This is a genomic window from Blastopirellula marina DSM 3645 (genome assembly GCF_000153105.1).
Lineage (GTDB): Bacteria > Planctomycetota > Planctomycetia > Pirellulales > Pirellulaceae > Blastopirellula > Blastopirellula marina.
Genome location: NZ_CH672376.1, coordinates 2,209,120 through 2,227,364, shown reverse-complemented (window position 1 = coordinate 2,227,364; position 18,245 = coordinate 2,209,120). Strand labels below are relative to the sequence as shown.

9 protein-coding genes are annotated in these 18,245 nt (G+C 58.4%); 4 read left to right on the top strand and 5 right to left on the bottom strand.

Annotated features, from left to right (window positions below; genetic code table 11):
- The first annotated feature begins 89 nt into the window (after positions 1-89).
- From infB to DSM3645_RS10935, 4 genes are all read left to right on the top strand, one after another.
- Positions 90-2,972 carry a translation initiation factor IF-2 gene (gene infB / locus DSM3645_RS10950; RefSeq protein WP_002652221.1) on the top strand — a complete coding sequence of 961 codons (2,883 nt, stop codon included), beginning with the start codon at positions 90-92 and terminating at the stop codon, positions 2,970-2,972.
- A 148-nt stretch (positions 2,973-3,120) separates the two neighbouring features.
- Positions 3,121-3,537 carry a 30S ribosome-binding factor RbfA gene (gene rbfA / locus DSM3645_RS10945; RefSeq protein WP_002652220.1) on the top strand — a complete coding sequence of 139 codons (417 nt, stop codon included), beginning with the start codon at positions 3,121-3,123 and terminating at the stop codon, positions 3,535-3,537.
- Positions 3,538-3,602: 65 nt separating this feature from the next.
- Positions 3,603-4,589 (top strand): hypothetical protein, encoded by a 987-nt coding sequence (locus DSM3645_RS10940; RefSeq protein WP_002652219.1) that lies wholly within the window; start codon positions 3,603-3,605, stop codon positions 4,587-4,589.
- An 84-nt stretch (positions 4,590-4,673) separates the two neighbouring features.
- Complete coding sequence (locus DSM3645_RS10935; protein WP_161603322.1) at positions 4,674-6,848, top strand: tetratricopeptide repeat protein; 2,175 nt, start codon at positions 4,674-4,676, stop codon at positions 6,846-6,848.
- A 53-nt stretch (positions 6,849-6,901) separates the two neighbouring features.
- On the opposite strand, the gene DSM3645_RS10930 is transcribed toward DSM3645_RS10935, so the two are convergent.
- From DSM3645_RS10930 to DSM3645_RS10910, 5 genes are all read right to left on the bottom strand, one after another.
- A complete protein-coding gene (locus DSM3645_RS10930; RefSeq protein ID WP_002652217.1) occupies positions 6,902-8,527 on the bottom strand; it encodes a DUF4340 domain-containing protein in 1,626 nt (541 codons plus the stop codon).
- 88 nt (positions 8,528-8,615) lie between these two features.
- Positions 8,616-11,525: a Gldg family protein gene (locus tag DSM3645_RS10925; protein ID WP_002652216.1), complete on the bottom strand. Its 2,910-nt coding sequence runs from the start codon at positions 11,523-11,525 to the stop codon at positions 8,616-8,618.
- Between the two features lie 61 nt (positions 11,526-11,586).
- Complete coding sequence (locus DSM3645_RS10920; RefSeq protein WP_116344478.1) at positions 11,587-12,321, bottom strand: ABC transporter ATP-binding protein; 735 nt, start codon at positions 12,319-12,321, stop codon at positions 11,587-11,589.
- Between the two features lie 238 nt (positions 12,322-12,559).
- A complete protein-coding gene (gene nadB / locus DSM3645_RS10915; protein WP_002652214.1) occupies positions 12,560-14,161 on the bottom strand; it encodes an L-aspartate oxidase in 1,602 nt (533 codons plus the stop codon).
- Between the two features lie 56 nt (positions 14,162-14,217).
- Positions 14,218-18,087, bottom strand: a complete 3,870-nt coding sequence (locus DSM3645_RS10910; protein WP_002652213.1) for a hypothetical protein — start codon at positions 18,085-18,087, stop codon at positions 14,218-14,220.
- Positions 18,088-18,245: the final 158 nt, after the last annotated feature.

The following is an 18,245-nucleotide window of genomic DNA, read 5'->3' as shown; positions in this document are numbered from 1 at the left end:
CTCCATTAGCGGAGAATTAGGGATGACATAAGCGGTAACCGGAAAGACCGGGGCGAAATCGTTCGACCGGCAATGACAGGAAGGCCAAAGTGCCCATACGTATTTACGCGTTAGCGAAAGAGCTTGATATCGACAGCAAAGAGCTGGTCGAGATCTGCAATCGCGCCGGCGTCACTGGCAAGGGTTCTGCTCTCGCCAGCTTGACCGACGACGAGCTCGATAAAGTCAAGTCTTACATCTCCGGCGGCGGCAAGAAGCAAGATCGCAAAGCCAAAGCGAGCGGCGCTGCGAAAGAGGCGGTCATTGACCAGCCGATTCGTGAAGAGCGCCCCGTCCAAGCAGGCCGCCCCAAAGAAATTCGCACCATTCGTACCGGCAATGCTCCGCTAGCCGTCCATGGTCGCCCCGCGCGACCCTCCGACGTCAGCGTCGAAGAGCAGCCCGAAGAGCAGGAAGCGGCCGCCGAACCGGAAGTCGAAGCTACTCCACCGGTCGAAGCTCCCGTCGCCGAAACGGTGAAGCCGCCGGCGCCTCCCGAACCGGAGATCAAAGAAACCGTCGAGGTCGAAGCCGAAAAGCCGGTCGAGCCCCCTGCGGCGCCCGAAGAGGCCGCGGCCGAAATCAACGCGATTCGCCGCACCGACTACATCGCCCCCGGCGGCGGCGGGCGCGGCAAGGTCCGTGTTCTGGGAACCACGCGTGCTCCCGATGGTCCTGGCGACGCCAGCAAACGCGAAGCGGCGAACAAGCCGAAACGAGTCGCGACGACCGTAAAGATGGCGAAGATGCCAACTCCGGCCGCGCCGACTCAGCCGGCCAAAAAGTCGGGTGAACCCGCTCCGCAAAAGCCGATCATGCAACTGCCGAAGGCCGCCATTCAAGGCGCCAAAGCAGGGCAGAAGGCGCCGCTGGAAGAGTTCACCAAGCAGCACGAGAAAAAGCGGAAAGACAAAGAGCGCCGTCCAACCGACGCGCCGGTCGCCGATACGGATGAAGCCGCCGGAGCCGGTGATCGCCGCAAGAAGTCGAAAGGCCTCGCGGCGATGGCAGGCGGACGCGAAGCTCGCGCCGCTGGTCGAAGAACGAAAAAGCCGGGCGAAGATGATTCAGGCGATCGCATGCGTCGTCGCTCGCGTTCGAGAACGCAGCGCAAAGGCGCTAACACCGCCGCGCCGCGCAAATCGAACGTCGAGCTGGAGTTGCCCTGTTCGATTCGCGACTTCTCCGAAGCGACCGGGATCGCGACGATCAAGATTTTGCGGACGTTGATGACGCTGGGAACGATGGCCAACATCAACACCATCATCGACACCGAAACCGGCGAATACCTGGCCGCAGAACATGGAGTCGAAATCGATCTGAGCGAAGCTCAATCGGTGGAAGACAAAGTGATCACCAAGATCGAGGAGATGGAAGACGCTCCCGATTCGCTGCACGAACGCCCGCCGGTCGTCACCTTCCTGGGTCACGTCGATCACGGTAAGACGTCGTTGATGGATCGCATCATCGGCCATAACGTCGCATCGGGCGAAGCCGGCGGCATTACCCAGCACATTCGCGCCTACATCGTCGACAAAGACGATAAGAAGATCGCGTTTGTCGATACGCCGGGGCACGAAGCGTTTACCGAAATGCGTGCTCGCGGCGCCAATGTCACCGACATCGCCGTGTTGATCATCGCTGCGGACGACGGCATCATGCCGCAAACCGAAGAAGCGATCAGCCATGCGAAAGCGGCCGAAGTGCCGATCATCGTCGCGCTCAACAAGATCGACTTGCCAGGCGCCAATCCTGACAAAGCGATGCAGCAGCTTTCGCAACATGGCTTGCTGCCGACCGAATGGGGCGGCGACGTCGAAGTTGTGAAAACCAGCGCCGTTTCGGGCGAAGGGATCGACGCACTGCTCGAAACGATTTTGCTGACGGCCGAACTGCACGAGTACAAAGCGAACCCGGATCGCCCGGCGGTCGGCGTTTGCTTGGAAGCCGAACAGGAATCGGATCGCGGCGTGCTCGCCAAGGTCATCGTGAAGAACGGAACGCTGAAACTGGGCGATGTCATCGTCTGCGGCCCCGCTCATGGACGCGTCAAAGCGATGTACGACACGCAGAACGGTCGTAAACGCCTAACCGAAGCTCCGACGTCGACCCCGGTCAATATCACCGGTCTCGATCAGGCGCCCGGCCCCGGCGACAAGTTCTACGTGCTGGACGACATCGCCCAAGCTCGTGAAATCGCCGAATTGCGATCCAGTCGCAGTCGGGCCGAATCGCTCGGCGTTCATAAGGTCAAGATTTCGTTTGACGAATTCCAGGAACGGCTCGAATCGGGCACCCTGGGCGGCGACAAATCAGTCACGACGCTGAACGTCATCATTCGGGCTGACACTCGCGGTTCGATCGAAGCTCTCCAGAAAGAAATGGAAAAGCTCGATCATCCCGAAGTTAAAGTCCGCGTGCTGCAAGCCGCGGTCGGCGCCGTTTCTGTGGCCGACGTCACCCTTGCTTCGGCTTCCGAAGCGGTGATCATCGCGTTCAATGTGATCCCGGACGAAGCGGCTCGCTCGCTCGCGGATGACAAGGGAATCGAGATTCGTCGCTACAACATCATTTACAAGGTGACCGAAGAACTCAAATTGCTGCTTGAAGGTCAGTTGCGACCGGAAGAGCGGATCAATGAGTTGGGACGCGCACTTGTGCAGCGCGTGTTTGTGGTCAGCCGACTTGGCTCGATCGCCGGTTGCCGCGTGTTGGGTGGAATCATCGAACGAGGTTGCCGCATCCGCGTCAATCGCGACGGCCGCACGATCGGCGATTATCCGCTCGAATCGCTGCGTCGTGAAAAAGATGATACGAAAGAAGTCCGCGAAGGCTACGAATGCGGCATCCGACTGCAAGGCTTCAACGACATCAAAGATGGCGATATTCTCGAAGCGTACAAGATCGAAGAATTCGCCCGGACGCTTGATTAACCATTCTGTCGAGAAGCGCCGCTGCGGCGCTTCTCGACTTTGCCTTTATCGGAGCCCAGACTCCACACGGCTTGCAAAACGAAGGACCGCCAACTTCTTTTCGCCGTCGCATCACTGCGACGCATAGCCGCTTGTTGGGATCGTTGATATGAGTTCACGCCGCCTACTAAAAGCCGCCTCGGCTATTCGCGAAGTCGTCAGCATGGCGATCATTACCGAGCTGCGCGATCCCCGCGTCACCGGAGTAACGGTCACCGCCGTCGAAATGTCGCCTGACATGCGCCAAGCCAAAGTGCACGTCTCGATCATGGGACACGAGAAGAAGCAGGCCGATTGCCTGGAAGGGCTGAAGCGTTCGGCCGGTTTCCTGCAAGCGAAGATCAACGATCGCATCGACACGCGTTATACGCCGAAGCTGGAATTTGTCATCGACAAGGGAGTCAAGCACTCGCTTGAAGTGGCGCGTATCTTAAAGGACGTGCTGCCCAAAGATGACGAGCCGGAAGAAGAGGACGACGACGAGGAACCGGCGCCACTCGACCTGCCGACGCCACCTGAAGAGTAAGCGTCTTCTTCACACGTAGGCGTTCGCCTTAGAAACACACCACGGGAGCATACGACGTAATCACCATGGCCGCTACGAACCGCGCGGGTCTCATCACCGCCAGCCACAAAGTCGTAAAGAAACATTACACGTCGGCCGACACCGATTCGCGCCCGCTGCTGGAGCAATTAGCGTTTGCAGCGCTGTTAGAAAATTCGCCGCGCGCCGCCGCTGAGCAATGTTTCAGCGTGCTCTCGACTAACTACTTTGACTGGAACGAAGTTCGCGTCACGTCGTTGGTCGAACTATCGGAAGTCTGCGCAAAGCTGCCGCAGCCGCAATCCTCGGCCCACAAGCTGAAGTCGATCCTGCAAAATGTCTTTGAAACGCTCTACACGTATGACCTGGAAAGCCTGAAAAAGCTGAACCAGGGAAAAGCGATCAAACAGATCGAGCGTTTCACCGGCATCACGCCGTTTATCGTCGGCTATGTCACGCAAAACGCGCTCGGCGGTCACGCGGTTCCGACCGATGACGCGCTGGTCGAGTTGATGCGGATCCTCGGAATCATCTCCGACGGCGAAGCGAAAAAGAAGAGCGTTCCCGGCATGGAGCGCGCGATCCCCAAAACCAAAGGGGTCGAGTACAGCTCGCTGATCCACGAGTTGGCGGTTGATTTCTTAGTGAATCCCTACTCGAAGAAAGTCCGCGACTACATTCTCGAAATCGCGCCGGACGCCAAAACGCGTTTCCCCAAACGTCCGACCGCCAAAGAAGAAGCGGCCGCCGAAGCCGCCGCCGAAGAAAAGCGAGTCACCAAAGCCCGCAAACGGGCCGCCGCAATCAAAAAGGCGAACGAAAAGCCGGTCAAACCGACCGCCGGAAAGCCCACCAAAAAAGCGCCGAAGAAAAAAGGGCCCTCCATTGTTGAGAAGAGGGTCCCCGAGAAGAAACCGGTAGAGAAGCCGGCCCCCAAAGCGGCGGTCGACAAGAAGACGGTCGAAAAGAAACCGACCAAAAAGAAGGTCGTCAAAAAATCGACCGGCGCCATCAGCAAGCGAAAGCCGAAGTAATCGCGATTGGTCCGCTGCGGCAGGATCATCTAGAATAGGAGAGACGCGATCTTTCCTTGTTCGATGATTCAACCTGCGGTTCGCATGAAACAAACGCTTTTACTTGGCCTGACATTGCTGGGAACCTGCTCGCTGTCGCCGATGGCGAGCGCCCAGACGTTGCCTGTCGAACTTCCCCCGGTTCTGGTTCCGCGTGAGCCGCCGACCGAAGCGGACGCCAATCGGACGACGACCGAAGCCCTGCTGATCGAAGGGCGAATGTTGCAGCAGCGCGAAAAGCTCGCCGCCGCACAGCGTCGTTATCAACGGGCCCACCGCTTGTCGCCTGACTCTCAGGCAATTTTGCAATCCATCGTTCAGGTCGCTTTCTCGCAAAAGCGAATGGAAGAAGGGTCGCGATACGCGCTGTTGTTGGCCGATCGGCAAACGGACGCGTCCGCCGACTTCCTGTTGCTGATGGGCGCCTATGCGATCGAGACCGGCGACTTACGACGCAGCGCCCAATACTATGCACGTGGCGCAGCCGCGTTGGAAGAACGGAAAGCGATCTCCCAACTGCTCGCGACGCGCCTGCGTCTGCTGGATCTCTACGCCAAGCTAGACGACGCGCCCCAAGCGGCGCAAGAAGCGACGACGCTCGTACAACTGATCGACCAGGCGCTGCCGGAAGTCGAAACGATCATGAATTCGGATGAAGGCCGCGGCGGGATGACCATTCACCGCGCCCTGGGCGAAGCGTTTCTCAAAAACGGCGACTTTCAAGCGGCGGAAAACCAGTTTCGCGCCGCGATCGGCGAAGCCGAGCCGGATCAATTAGAGCTGCAACTTGCCCGCGTCGACCTGGCCGCCGATCATCTTGACGTCGCCCAGCAGCGCGTGCAAAAGGTGATCGCCGCTAAACATGACATCGCCGCCGGCGATCTTCCCTATCGATTACTCCGTGATATTTGGACCCAACAGGGCGCCGCGCCTGCCGAAGTCCGCGCCCGGTTGCTGAAAGAACTCACCCCGTATTACGACGCGAACCAACAAGACGCGGCGCTCGCCTATTTCCTCGCCCAAGTTCAACTGGGTGAAGAAAATTGGGCAGCGGCGATAGCCCTGGTTCAACCGCATCTGGAAAAATCCGCGAGTCGCGACGCCTACCAGACTTTGACAATCGCCCAGTGGAAAACGAAAGACTGGGAAGCGTTGCTCGACACGCTGACCGCCGTCGCCGCGCGCAATCGGAATCTCTCGACGCTGCAGGACCAACTCGAGCAAATCGCCGCCGATGACGTCGCGGCTAATGCGTTGATCGCCGCCGCCGAAAAGCGGCGTATGGCGAAAGCAGGGTTGAACGTTCCCACGGCTCAGGCAATCGCCCAGCTCTGCAAGCTGCGCGAACAAGGGGCCGACGCTTGGAAATGGCTCGAAATCGCCAACCAACGAGATTCGGTTGCGACGGCGCCCTCGCTGGTCGATTTCGGCTTGGCCTGGATGGTCGCCAAGCAATACGACCTGGGAGAAAAAGCGCTGCGAACAGCGGCGGCCGCCAAAATGCCAAAATCGGGCCGCGCCGCAACCTATGATTATTTGGCGGCGTTACTCGCGATGAACGATCGACCTGACGAAGCGCTGGCAGCCGCCAAAAAAGCGATTGCGCTCGATCCCAATTCGGCCGCGTTGGCCAGTCGAGTCCCTTGGATTTTGTTCTACGCCCAGCGCAAAACTGAAGCCGAGCGAAGTTATCGCCGCCTGCTGGCGCAATTCGATAGCGAGCGCGAAGACGCGCCGACGCGGCAAGTGCTGCGACAAGCAAGGCTGATGCTATCGGCCTTGGCGGAAACGGACGAAGAGCGCGAAGAATGGCTCGAACAGATTTTGGATGAATTCCCAGAAGACGTCGGCGCGATGAACGACCTGGCCTATCTGTGGGCGGACGATGGTCGCAATCTCGGCCGCGCATCCCTCATGCTGGAAACCGCTGTCTTGGCCGACCCCGATAACGCCGCCTATCGAGACAGCTTGGGCTGGGCCTATTTCCGCCAAGGTCGTTTCGATCTGGCCGTTGGTCAATTGCAACAAGCGGTCGCGAAGATCGAAGAGCCCGATCCCGTGCTGCTAGAACATCTAGGAGACGCGCTCTCCGCCGCCGGACGACCAGCCGAAGCGATTGACGCTTGGCGAGAAGCGGTTGCGCTGTTGACCGCCGAAGACGCAGAGCAACGAGCCGCACTCCAAGCCAAGATCTCCGCAACCTCGCAACCCAAAGAGTAGCGAAAGTTCTCTTCGTAGCTCGCTGGCGCAGCGGGCTACGAAGAGGAAGATGACTATTCAGCAGCCGGGGGCTCTTCCGTAGCCGACTTTTCTTCCGCCGGTTTCTCCGGCGTTTCGGCCGGCTCTGTCGCCGCTTCTTCCGTCGCCGGCTTGGTTGGCTCTGGCTTGGTTGGCTCTGGCTTGGTCGCCGGCTCCATCGTTTGGACCGGCGGTTGTTGCACCGGTTTGGGAGTCGGTTGCAACATGAACGGCACGCTCGATTGAGGTTGCTGCGGAGGAGCGGCCCCGGCAGGCGAATCGATCAGCTTGTTCTGCGTCAGCAGGATCTTGCGATACTGCTCGTTGGAAATCACGTAGTACCAATCGGCGAACCGAGAATTCATCTCGAAGACTTTCCGCAGCGCGGCGTTCTGCTTTTCGCGATAGGCGTCGAGCGCGCGATCGTTCGCCAATTTGATCGCGGCGATTTCGTCGGCCAATTTCTTCACATCGACGCCGTCCCCTTCTTTCAGTTCAGGAACCGCCGTCATCTCTGGCGGCGGCAGCGCCGCTTTGTCGAGCTCGACTTGCACCATCAAATAACGGCGTGGTCCTTCTTCGCCGCCATCTTCTTCTTTGCCGAAGAGCAAGCGATATTTCAGCGCGTCTTTCGTATGAATGTTGATTTCGCCGCTATCGCCGATCAAGGTCATCGGCGCCGAACCGTATGGCAAAAATCCGTTCAGGATCAGCGTATCGAGTCCCTCGTTGTTGAATTGCCCGTCGACCTTCAAATTTTCGGCCAGGCCCGCCGGCTTTTTCACGACATCGACCAATTGCAATTCATCCAACGCTGTGCGCGCCGCGGTCAACGCCGTGTCGTTCAGTTTTTGCTCCGGTCCCAACTCGGCCGGCGCTAGGCGTCCGTTTTGCAGCAGCTTCAGCGAACTGAGCGTCCATTTGTTGTCGATATCGTTATAGTCGACCACCGCTTCCATCTTGTCAGCACGATCTATCCGCGCTCCGCCGGCGCCCCCTTGCAACAGCGCCGCGTTGTAGTCGCGAAACGTCATTTGCGTCACGTCAAAAGGACTCAGCTCAAGCAGGTCGCTGTCAATCCACTTTTCAAATTCGATCGGAAACGCGTCGGCTTCCAGGTGCACGACATAGACGCGATCGCGACTGGGAATACGGACGTAGCGATTCTCCGGTTGCTTGTCGTCCTGCTTGCCGATGATCAATTCAGCCAACGGCTTTTTGTCGGCGTTCGAAATCACCACCAATTGCCCCACGCCGCTATCAGTAATGTTCAGCGTCTCGGCGTCCGGTTTGACCAGGGCGAAATCGGCCAACTGACTCGGCATCGCATCGAAGGCGCCGATCACTTTCAAACCAATCAGCGCCGTCGCTGCGTTGCGAACCTGATCGGCCGCATCCGCCGGATAGCCTCCTTCGGATGAGACGACCCAACCGGTCGGACTTTCTTCCAACGTCAGCGAATTGAGCGTGACAAGCTCACTGTCGTATTTGGTGATCGAGAGCGAAGCCGCCTGGTCGGGATTGTCAAATTCCGGAAAGAGCGGCTGGCCGACTTCGTCTTCTGGATCGCTGGGGGCTAGGACCGGTCGCGAAATGATCGCTCCGATCGTAAACAGGGCGGCGACCCCGACAAAGATTGACGTTTTGACTAATTCGTTCATCGCTACTGGCTCCCCTAACGGGATCTCGACGTCGGTAGATGAAATATCGGATTCAACAGATTTTGTTACGCCTACGGCGCTGCTTCGCTTACTTGACGATACGATCCTTCGACAATCCTTCGCGTTCTTTGATGCGGCGGATGACGAAGACGATCAGGCCAACCAAGATCGGCGGAATCGGCGGCAAAATAACGGCGAACATCTTGAACGTATTCTGTGTTTTCAGCACCTGACGATCGAGATCGCGCTGGATGTGCTGTTGCGTTTCTTGCAGTTCTTTCGTGATCCGTTCCGCTTCGACCTGCAGTTTGCGATTCGCGACCGCTTCCTGCTCGCGAACGCGTTTGGCCAACTTGGTAAGTTCGATCTGATCTTCCGCGGTCATCTGCTGGCGAGCCTGTTTCGCCTGTAATTTCGTAATCAACTCTTGCAGCGCTTCGACCGGCTTGTTGATTTCTTCTTCTTTCGCTTTTTGTTCCGCTTCAAACTCCGTCTTGGCCGCTTCTTCTTCGCGCGTGCTTTCTTCGACGGCATGTTTGGTCATCGTATCGACCATCGTCAGACGAGCCAAACGGGGACTCTTGCCGCGAATGGTCGTAAAACGATCGTCCCCAGCCAGGTTGTCCAACAGGTTTAATACGAAGGTCGTATTGTCGAGACTCAACTCGATCTGGTCGTTCTTCTCGGCCTGCAAGCCGACAAAGGCGCTGTGCAGCAAGTCGATATCGGCGACCATTGCGACGCGAATCGGCGTGGTCGCGGCCGTCTCCGTTTGCTTTTGGTTCGGATCGGCGAGCTTATCAATATTGCTGCTCGGCGTACCCTCAATCAGCGCCGCCAACGTATATTGTTCGCCGGTAAGCGCACGCTGTCCCGTCGGATCGTTTCCTTGACGCGTCAATCCATCCAACGTCACGGTGCCGGTTAAACTTCCGGTCCGAATCAAAGGCGTGAAGGTCATCGACTGCGGAAAATTTTTGCTGCGAAGAATCGCGCCGGGATAAACGAACAAGACTTCCGACAAGTTCTGCGAGATGTCGATATCAGGATTGAGCGGCGACAGCGCATCCTCGGCGATCGGCGTGTTGCGATCGACAAACACCCATTCTGGCGTAATCTGTCCACCGCCGCCGATTCGCAGCTTGGGATGCGGATTATATTTCTGCCAGATGATGTTGGCGTTGAAGTATTGATCTGTCACCAGTTGTTGGCCGCTGAGCGTCACGCCTAGCAGATTCCAAAGCTGGCGAATGTCGCACTTTTGCGGCGGAGGTTGCTGGCGACCGAACATGGCGCTCCCTTGCGGAGCCTTCGGCGCCGAAATCGGCGGCGCTTGATTCATCGTCAGCGGCACCGGATCATCAAAGACCGCCGTTGGCACGCCGGCTTTGATCGCGGTGAGCAAGTTATCCAACTGCGGCTGCGTCAAGCTCGAAGGTTGTACAGCGACCAAAACGTCAAACTTGGTCGGATCAATCGGCTCACCGGGATCGACCTGCTCGACGTCGTATTGCTTTTCTAGCTCGTCGACGATCCGCTGTTTGGGGACGTTCTGAAAACCGCCGAACGGATTGGTCGGATCAGGGCGAACTCCGCCGAACAACATCGCGTCGGTCGTCAACACGCCGATTCGCTTGCGCTGTTGATCGGTCACGGTGCTGATCGAACGAACCAGTTCGTATTCGACCGGAATGCGATTCCCAAAGAAAGGAATCACCACTTTCTCAAGCCCACGCTGCACGGCGGCGCCCAGGATGATTTCTTTGGCCTGCATAATGCCGCGGGTTTCGCCGACCACTTGCACCGGCATGATCCCGTATTGATCGCGGGCCTTTTCGGCCAGTTCGCTGAACGGCTCAAGATCGTCGTAGATAAAGACGTCCATCTTGGCGCCGCTGGCGCCGCGAAATTCGTTCAAATAGCTGATCAGGTCGCTTTTCACTTCGGCGTACGACTCGGGGACTTCAGCGCTGATGAACGCTTCGATCCGGACAGGCTCGTCCGACTTCAGGTTGCGGATCAGCTTCATCGTTTGCGGTGAGATCGAACTGGTCTTGCCGGCGGTCGCGTCCCAGCGCGAATCATGCAGCACAAAGAACAACGTCGCCGAACTAGCGATCACCACCAGCGAAATCGTCCGCAACAGATAGTGTCCCAGACGGGATTCGCCATCTTTTCCGCCCAGCCAATGCCGCCGTCCAATCAGCACCATGCTGAGATAGACGCCGAACACCGTCAACATGATGAAGTAGACGAGCGACGACAGACTGACCACTCCGCGGCCGAAGTCCTCAAACTGGCTGCCGATGCTCGCTTGGCTAAAAAATTGAATCCAGCCGGTTCCGGTCACAAACGCGTCGGCGTATTGCAGCATGACGAACGGTGCGTTGATCAGCACCCCCATCACAAAGCCGAGCGTCAGGTTGTGGGTAAGGAACGACGCGACCATGCCGAGCGAGATCATCGCCAGGCCGATAAACCAATAGCCGATATAGGTTGTCAAAAACAAACCGATATCCATGTCCCCTTCCGACAGCGCGTTCAGCACCAGGAAGTTGCAGAACTGCGAAAAGAGGAGCGAAACGCTAAACACGGCGACGGCGGCCAGGTACTTGCCCATCACGATGTCAAAGTCGGTGGCCGGCAACGTCAGCAACAGCTCGTCGGTGCCTTGGCGTCGCTCATCGGCCCACAGTCCCATCGTGATCGCCGGCACAAAGACCAGCATGATCAAGCCGATATTCTGGTTCAGCTGAGCGAGATTCGCCAGATTGGCGTTGAAGAACTCATGTGGCCAAAATGCCGCCATCGACGTCAACAACACGAAGATCGCGAGAAAGACATAGCCCGTCGGGTTGCTAAAGTACGATTTAAAATTGCGTTTCATCACCGCGTAAGCGGCTTGCTTGACCAGCAACAAGGGAATCATCGCGACGAAAAAGGCGCCTGCGAAAATCAGATCGAAGCAAACCAGCGTAATTGCGTTTATCCAAGCCATGATAGCGTCAGTGCTTTCGGGAAAGTCGTAAGCTTTGCCAAGTGGATGGGGTAAGAGTCAATCAGGTCGTTGCAGGAGTGAGCGCGTTCACTCCCTTGGTCATGCGATAGAAAGCGTCGTCCAGCGATTCGCCTGGCTGCTTCATCGCATCGATAGCGCCGTCATAGATCAGGCGTCCTTCGTTGATCACAATCGCACGCGTCGCCAACGCGTCGACTTCCTGGAAGATATGGGTCGAGAGCAAAATGGTCTTTTCCTCTCCCAAGCGGCGAATCATCTCGCGCACGCCGCGGATTTGATTGGGGTCCAGTCCCGATGTCGGCTCATCCAGGATCAGCACTTCCGGCTCATGCAAAATCGCCTGGGCCATGCCGACGCGTTGCTTGTAGCCCTTCGACAACTTGCTGATCGGCTTGTGCAGGACCGTGTGCAAGTTGCACAGATCGACCACCGCTTCAATCCGTTCTTTACGCTGGGCGGGAGTCATGCCGCGCGCTTCGCCAAAGAACATCAGCAAGCTGTGGGGCGTCGCATCGGGATACAGCGGGCCATTTTCGGGCAAGTAGCCCAGCATCGACGACCCCGCCAAGCGATCGGTCATCATGTTGTGACCCGCAATCTTGGCGACCCCTTCGCTGGGCGAAAGGTATCCGGTCAGCAGCTTCATCGTGGTGCTTTTACCGGCGCCGTTGGGGCCGAGAAAAGCGACCACTTCGCCGCGATGGACCTGGAATGAGACGTCGCGCGAAGCGGCGAAAATTCCATAGAACTTCGAGAGGCGATCCGCCTCGATCATCGGGGTTCCGCTCGACTGTGCCATACTTGCCAACCGTCGTTTTTGAATCGATGAAGAAATGGAGAGGATTTTGTGCGCAGTTCGCTCGATGCGCCGCTCATTGGCGGAACAACAACAGCGTAAACGGCGTAGTTTAATTCAAATCGGCGTTTGCTAAAACTCCAGCAACGGCCGTATGAACCAAGGTTTAACCGGAACCGGCTAAATGAGGAGCAACAATCAGGGAAGGGGAGGGGAGTTAATCGATAGGATAGCTGAGATGGCGATTCCAGTGCGCATCGTCGATTTGCGGGTAGTCCATCCGTAAATGGACCCCGCGCGATTCGCGCCGGGCAAGCGCCGACTGAGCGATCGCCCGCGCCACGAGCAACATATTTTGCAGCTCCCAGCCGGCGGGATGATCGAATTGTTGTAAGGAAACGTAGCTGCGCCATGAATCGATCATGTCGACCGCTTCGGCAAGTCCCGCCTGTTCGCGGCGGACGCCGACCGATCGCCACATCAAACTGGTGAGCGAATTGCGAATATCTTCCAAATCGAGCGGCTCGGCCGACGGCAACTGCGGATTTTCGAGATTCAGCGCAGTAAACCGATCCGGCATCTCCAGCGCCGCTTGCGAGGCGCCGTGGCCGCTCCTTTTTCCATATACGAGTCCTTCTAGCAAACTGTTCGACGCAAGACGATTTGCCCCGTGCAATCCGGTCGAAGTCACCTCGCCGGCCGCCCATAGCCCCGGCAGCGTCGTCCGCCCTTCTAAATCGACCGTTAAACCGCCGATCATGTAATGAGCGCCCGGCCGGACCGGGACGCGATCTTTGGTGATGTCGATCCCAAACTTGCCGCAGGCCTGGGCGATGCCCGGAAATCGACGGCGAACAAAATCGGCGTCGAGATGGCTGAGACTCAAAAAGACGCAGGGAGCCTTCGTCCGTTCCATTTGCGAGACGATCGCCTGCGAAACGACATCTCGCGGCGCCAATTCGCCCCGCAGGTCGTAATCGGCCATAAACCGATTGCCGCTGCGGTCGAGCAGATGAGCGCCTTCGCCGCGAATCGCTTCGGTAATCAAACTGCGGCCGCTACCGGCGATGTAGAGGACCGTCGGGTGAAACTGCATAAACTCCATGTCACGCAGCTGCGCTCCGGCTCGAATCGCCAGCGCCAAGCCGTCGCCGGTGGCGACCTTGGGATTGGTCGACTCGCGATAGATCTGCCCGACGCCGCCGGTCGCGAGAATGGTTTGCTTCGCCCAGATCAGCGTGCGGCCATGCTTTTGGTCGGAAGCCAGCGCGCCGCGGCATTCCCCTTCGTGCGTGATCAGATCGAGGGTGAATTCATTTTGCCAGATCTGGATGTTCTCGCGACTTCGCACATGCTTGACGACTGCGCGAATCACTTCGCGGCCGGTCGAGTCTCCCAGCGCATGGACGATACGCGAACGTCCATGACCTCCTTCGCGGGTCAACGCGAGCTGGCCATCTTCTAAGTCGAACTCTGTCCCCCATTGAATCAGCTCGCGAATACAGGCCGGCCCTTCGCGCACCACCATGTCGACCACGGCCGGATTGCACAAGCTGCCGCCGGCGGTGATCGTATCGGCGACGTGATCTTCGTACCGGTCTTCCTCGTCCAGCACGCCGGCGATCCCACCCTGGGCGTAGTTGCTGTTCGATTCCAAGATCTTATCCTTGGTCACGATCAACACCGACAACGCCGGGTCGACCTCCAGCGCCGCTCGCAGGCCGGCGATTCCGCCCCCCAGCACCAAGACATCGGTGAAGTAGTGAGAAACCCGCTTCGGATGAAACGGCACAAGGTAACGCGGCGTCGATGTGGTCATGCAGAAAAGCCAGCACTAGCCGCAGCTGCGCAGGCGAGGTGGGTCAGGGTGAATGATCAGCGAGGCGCCTGTTTGGCGGAGCCTTTGAGATAAGCCTTGTATTGTTCCAGAAAAGCGGCCGGAGGGCGCGACCGGTTGACATCCGCGGCGCCCCCTTGCTGAGCCGAATTCGACTCGTTGCGGCGAAGCTGATCTTTGCCCGGCGTCAGTCCCAGACTGCGCAGCGCCTCGTCCAGCTCTTGCTTCGCTTCACTGCCGGGCGCGGCGGCGTCGGCCGCTTGCTTCATCGCTTTCCAGCGCTCGGTAAACTCGCGGAACTGTTCTTTCGACCAACCAAGCTGATTCAACAGCTCTTGATCGGGTTCCTTTTGGTCATGCTCCAGCTTGTCGAGCACCAGATCGGTCGCTTTGCGGGCATAGTCTAGGTTCGCCTCGTCGCCGCCGTGCTCGGGACCGCCGGCGTCTGGCGTCGCGTTTTGATCGCTGGGCATGCCTCCGCCGCCGGTTGGATTGCCGTCGCCATATTGATTCGACTCGCCGCCTGATTCGGGTTTTTGGCCGGTTTGCTCGTTCGGTTCGCCTGGCTTCCCACCGCCTGACTTGTCGCCGTCCCCCTTGTCGTCACGGCCGCTGCCCTCTCCTTGTTCTTCGCCAGGGGCGCCGGTTTTCTTATCGGTCTTGGCCTGATCGCCCCCTTTAGAGCCTTCTTCGCCATCGCCGCGCTGCTTAGATGCGGAAGTTCCCTTGTCGGCGGCGCTCGACTCACCAGGCGAATCATGACCTTCTTGTTTGGCCGATTGCCCACCGCCAGAGTCGCCGCCGCCTGAGCGATCGCCGTCGCTTTCGCCTTTGCTATTGTTTTGCTTGTTCTCTTTGTGATCGCCGACGGCGCTTTTGGGGCCTTGCTCGCTCTTCTCTTCGCCGCCGTCCGGCTTGCCCATCTTGTCGGACGGGGTATTCGGTGCGCCTTCGGGCGAGGAGGGACTTCCTTGATCTTCGTCGGCGCCGGGGTTTCCTGTTCCCGACTTGCCGGCATCGCCGGCGCCGTTATCGCCGGTCCGCTCTTCGCCCATCGGATCCGATTTTGGTTCGGACTCGGTAGGAGCCCCCTTTTCCGAGTCGCCGCCCGATTCGTCCCCTTGTCGATCTTTCATCTCGCCCTCGCCGCGTTGACGACCGGCCTGTTGATCTTCGGGCTTTTCGCCTTCGGACTTCATGCCGCCTTCTTGGCGTGAGTTGTCAGCGTCTGAATCGACGCCAGACTCTGACGGTTTGGGCTCGCCCCCTTTTTCGGGAGTTTGATTTCCGGTCGCTTCGTGATCACGATCTGGCTGGCCCGAGTCTTTAGGCTGCGAAGCGCCGCCATCGGCTTTGTCACCAGGCATCGCGCCCTGTTGCTCGCCGCTCTTTTCGCCGCCGGCGGCTTCCTGCTCTTTCTTCTCGAGATACTTCTGAATGCGCTCGAACGCGTCGCCCGCTTGCGAGTCATCGGCCGCTAACGGCTTCGGCGGAGCATTCTGATTGGGGTCTTGCGCCCCTTGCTGACCGCGTTGCTGCGAACCGCCTGGTTGGTTCTGATCGCCGGCGCCTTGCTGTGGGCCGCCCATTTGGTTTTGGTCACCACCTTGCTGTTGACCGCCACCTTGCTGGTTCTTGCCACCGCCTTGCTGCTGATCGCCGCCTTGTTGGTTCTTGCCACCGCCTTGCTGCTGATCGCCGCCTTGCTGGTTCTTGCCACCGCCTTGCTGCTGATCGCCGCCTTGTTGGTTCTTGCCACCGCCTTGCTGCTGATCGCCGCCTTGCTGGTTCTTGTCCCCGCCTTGCTGCTGATCGCCGCCTTGTTGGTTCTTGCCACCGCCTTGCTGCTGATCGCCGCCTTGCTGGTTCTTGTCCCCGCCTTGCTGCTGATCGCCGCCTTGCTGGTTCTTGTCCCCGCCTTGCTGCTGATCGCCGCCTTGCTGGTTCTTGTCACCGCCTTGCTGTTGATCGCCGCCTTGTTGGTTCTTGTCACCGCCTTGCTGTTGATCGCCGCCTTGTTGGTTCTTGTCCCCGCCTTGCTGCTGATCGCCGCCCATTTGGTCGTTGTCACTACCTTGCTGCTGATCACCGCCCATTTGGTCTTTGTCACCACCTTGCTGTTGATCACCGCCTTGCTGATTCTTGTCTCCACCTTGCTGCTGGTCACCGCCTTGTTGGTTCTTGTCCCCATCTTGTTGTTGGTCGCCAGCTTGTTTCGGTGGGATTTGTTTTTCGGCGCCTTGTTCTGGATTGGTGATCTCGATCGTCAGCGAGCGTGAGATCGTCACGTTGGGCGTTGGTCGACCGGCCGCGTCGGTCCGATTGTCTTCGGCCAGCGCGTAGATGGTGACCTGGTCGCCTGATTTCAGTTTTTGCTCGCCGGGAACAAAGCGATAGGTTTCGATCACGTTGCCGGTGGTCGATTGCTGCAGCAGCGGAGTGCGGAGTCGTTCTTTGCCATCAACTTCGCCGATCACGGTCAATTGCCGGACCGCATAATCGGGATCAATGGCGCGATACTCCAGCGCCGCGCCGCCGTTGGCCGGAACGCGAATCTTGTCGCCGGCAGGACGCAACAGTTCGACCTCAGGCGAGAGATCGCGAATCACTTCGATTGGATAGGCGACCGGGTAAGGATTCAAATCGCCTGCGGCCGTTTTGAAACGCAACTGATAGCGACGATGCTTGGGAGTCGCTTTGATTTTTTCGGGATTGTCGGCAGAGGGATGACGCACCAATTCGATCACGAACGTCCCGATCGCGCTGGTCGGATCGTCGGCGCTGACGGTCATTTTCGTCCGCGCCGTATTCGCGTGATCGCCGGCGTCGGGATCGAACTCGATGAACGCATCTTCCATCGGCAAGTTCGAGACCGCTTTGACGGTGACGCGTGTTCCTTCCAGCGCTTTGACGGCGCCGTCTCGCACTTGCGTGATCGGCGTTTCCATGGTGTAAGCCGGATAGTCATAGCGAATGTCGACCACTTCGATCGACGGCGCCGCAGTAGCCGTGATGTGGTAGTCGCGCGTCGTCGCGTCGCCGGCCTTGATAAAGTAGGCCAGGTTGTGCTGGATCCCTTGTCCTGCGGGCGCAATCACGCCGCGAAAATAGAGCCCGCTCTCATCCGGCTCGAGCGTCACCTTCTGATCGACGATCCGCCGATCGGCTGACGAGAAAAAGAGCTCGACCTGTTCCTCCTCGTCAAAATTGTAGACCTTGACCGCAACTTCGACAGTTTGGCCTTGGTAGATCTGCACGTCGCCCGGCAGGACTTCAACAATATCGACGCGCGACGGTCGCGCAATATCGGCCCACGGAGAAATCACGCGGTGCACGGTGGTTAACGGATCTTTAGGCGAAGCAATTTTGTAAACCACAAACGCCAGCGCCACCGCGGCGAACACATACCCCACGCGAATCGCCTTCGAGAAATCGACCGTCGTTTCGGTCGCGTATTCTTTTAAGTCGGAAGCGGCGCGCTGTTGCACGGTTTCGAGCACGGCGCGATGGATCGGCTTCGCTTCTTGTTTGAGCAGCAAAAAGTTGATCAAACCATTTTTCAGGGCCGGCTGTCCCTGCTCGATCATCCGCGCGGCGTAGACCGGACTGATCGTCCGCCACAGCAAGGGCAAGATCATCGTCCAGGCGAAATAGCCAGCACTTCCTAAAAAGGCGGCCAGCGCCGCGAGTCGCAACGGAAAGCTGAGATTGAGCACCCAATGATCGACAACCGCCAACAACAACAGAAAAGCGATCGCGCCGGCGGCGAACAACATACAAGCGGCCGCTAATTCGGCGATTTTCAACTGCCAACGCGTCTTGCGCAGCTTCTTTTGAATCAGGCGATCGTCGTTGACCTGATTGCGGAGCGCGTCAGAGATGGGGGAGTCTGTGGTATCAGTCGCCATGACTAGCCGGGGGAAGAGCGGTAACGTGTTGCGATACCATGTTTTATATCGCGCTGGCGCATAAACGTCAGCTAAAAAGGGGATTGTCTCTCTATTATAGACGCTTGCTGCGGGCGGAGCGTTTTTTTCGGCCGGTGAGGCCCCGCCGAATAGGCGCA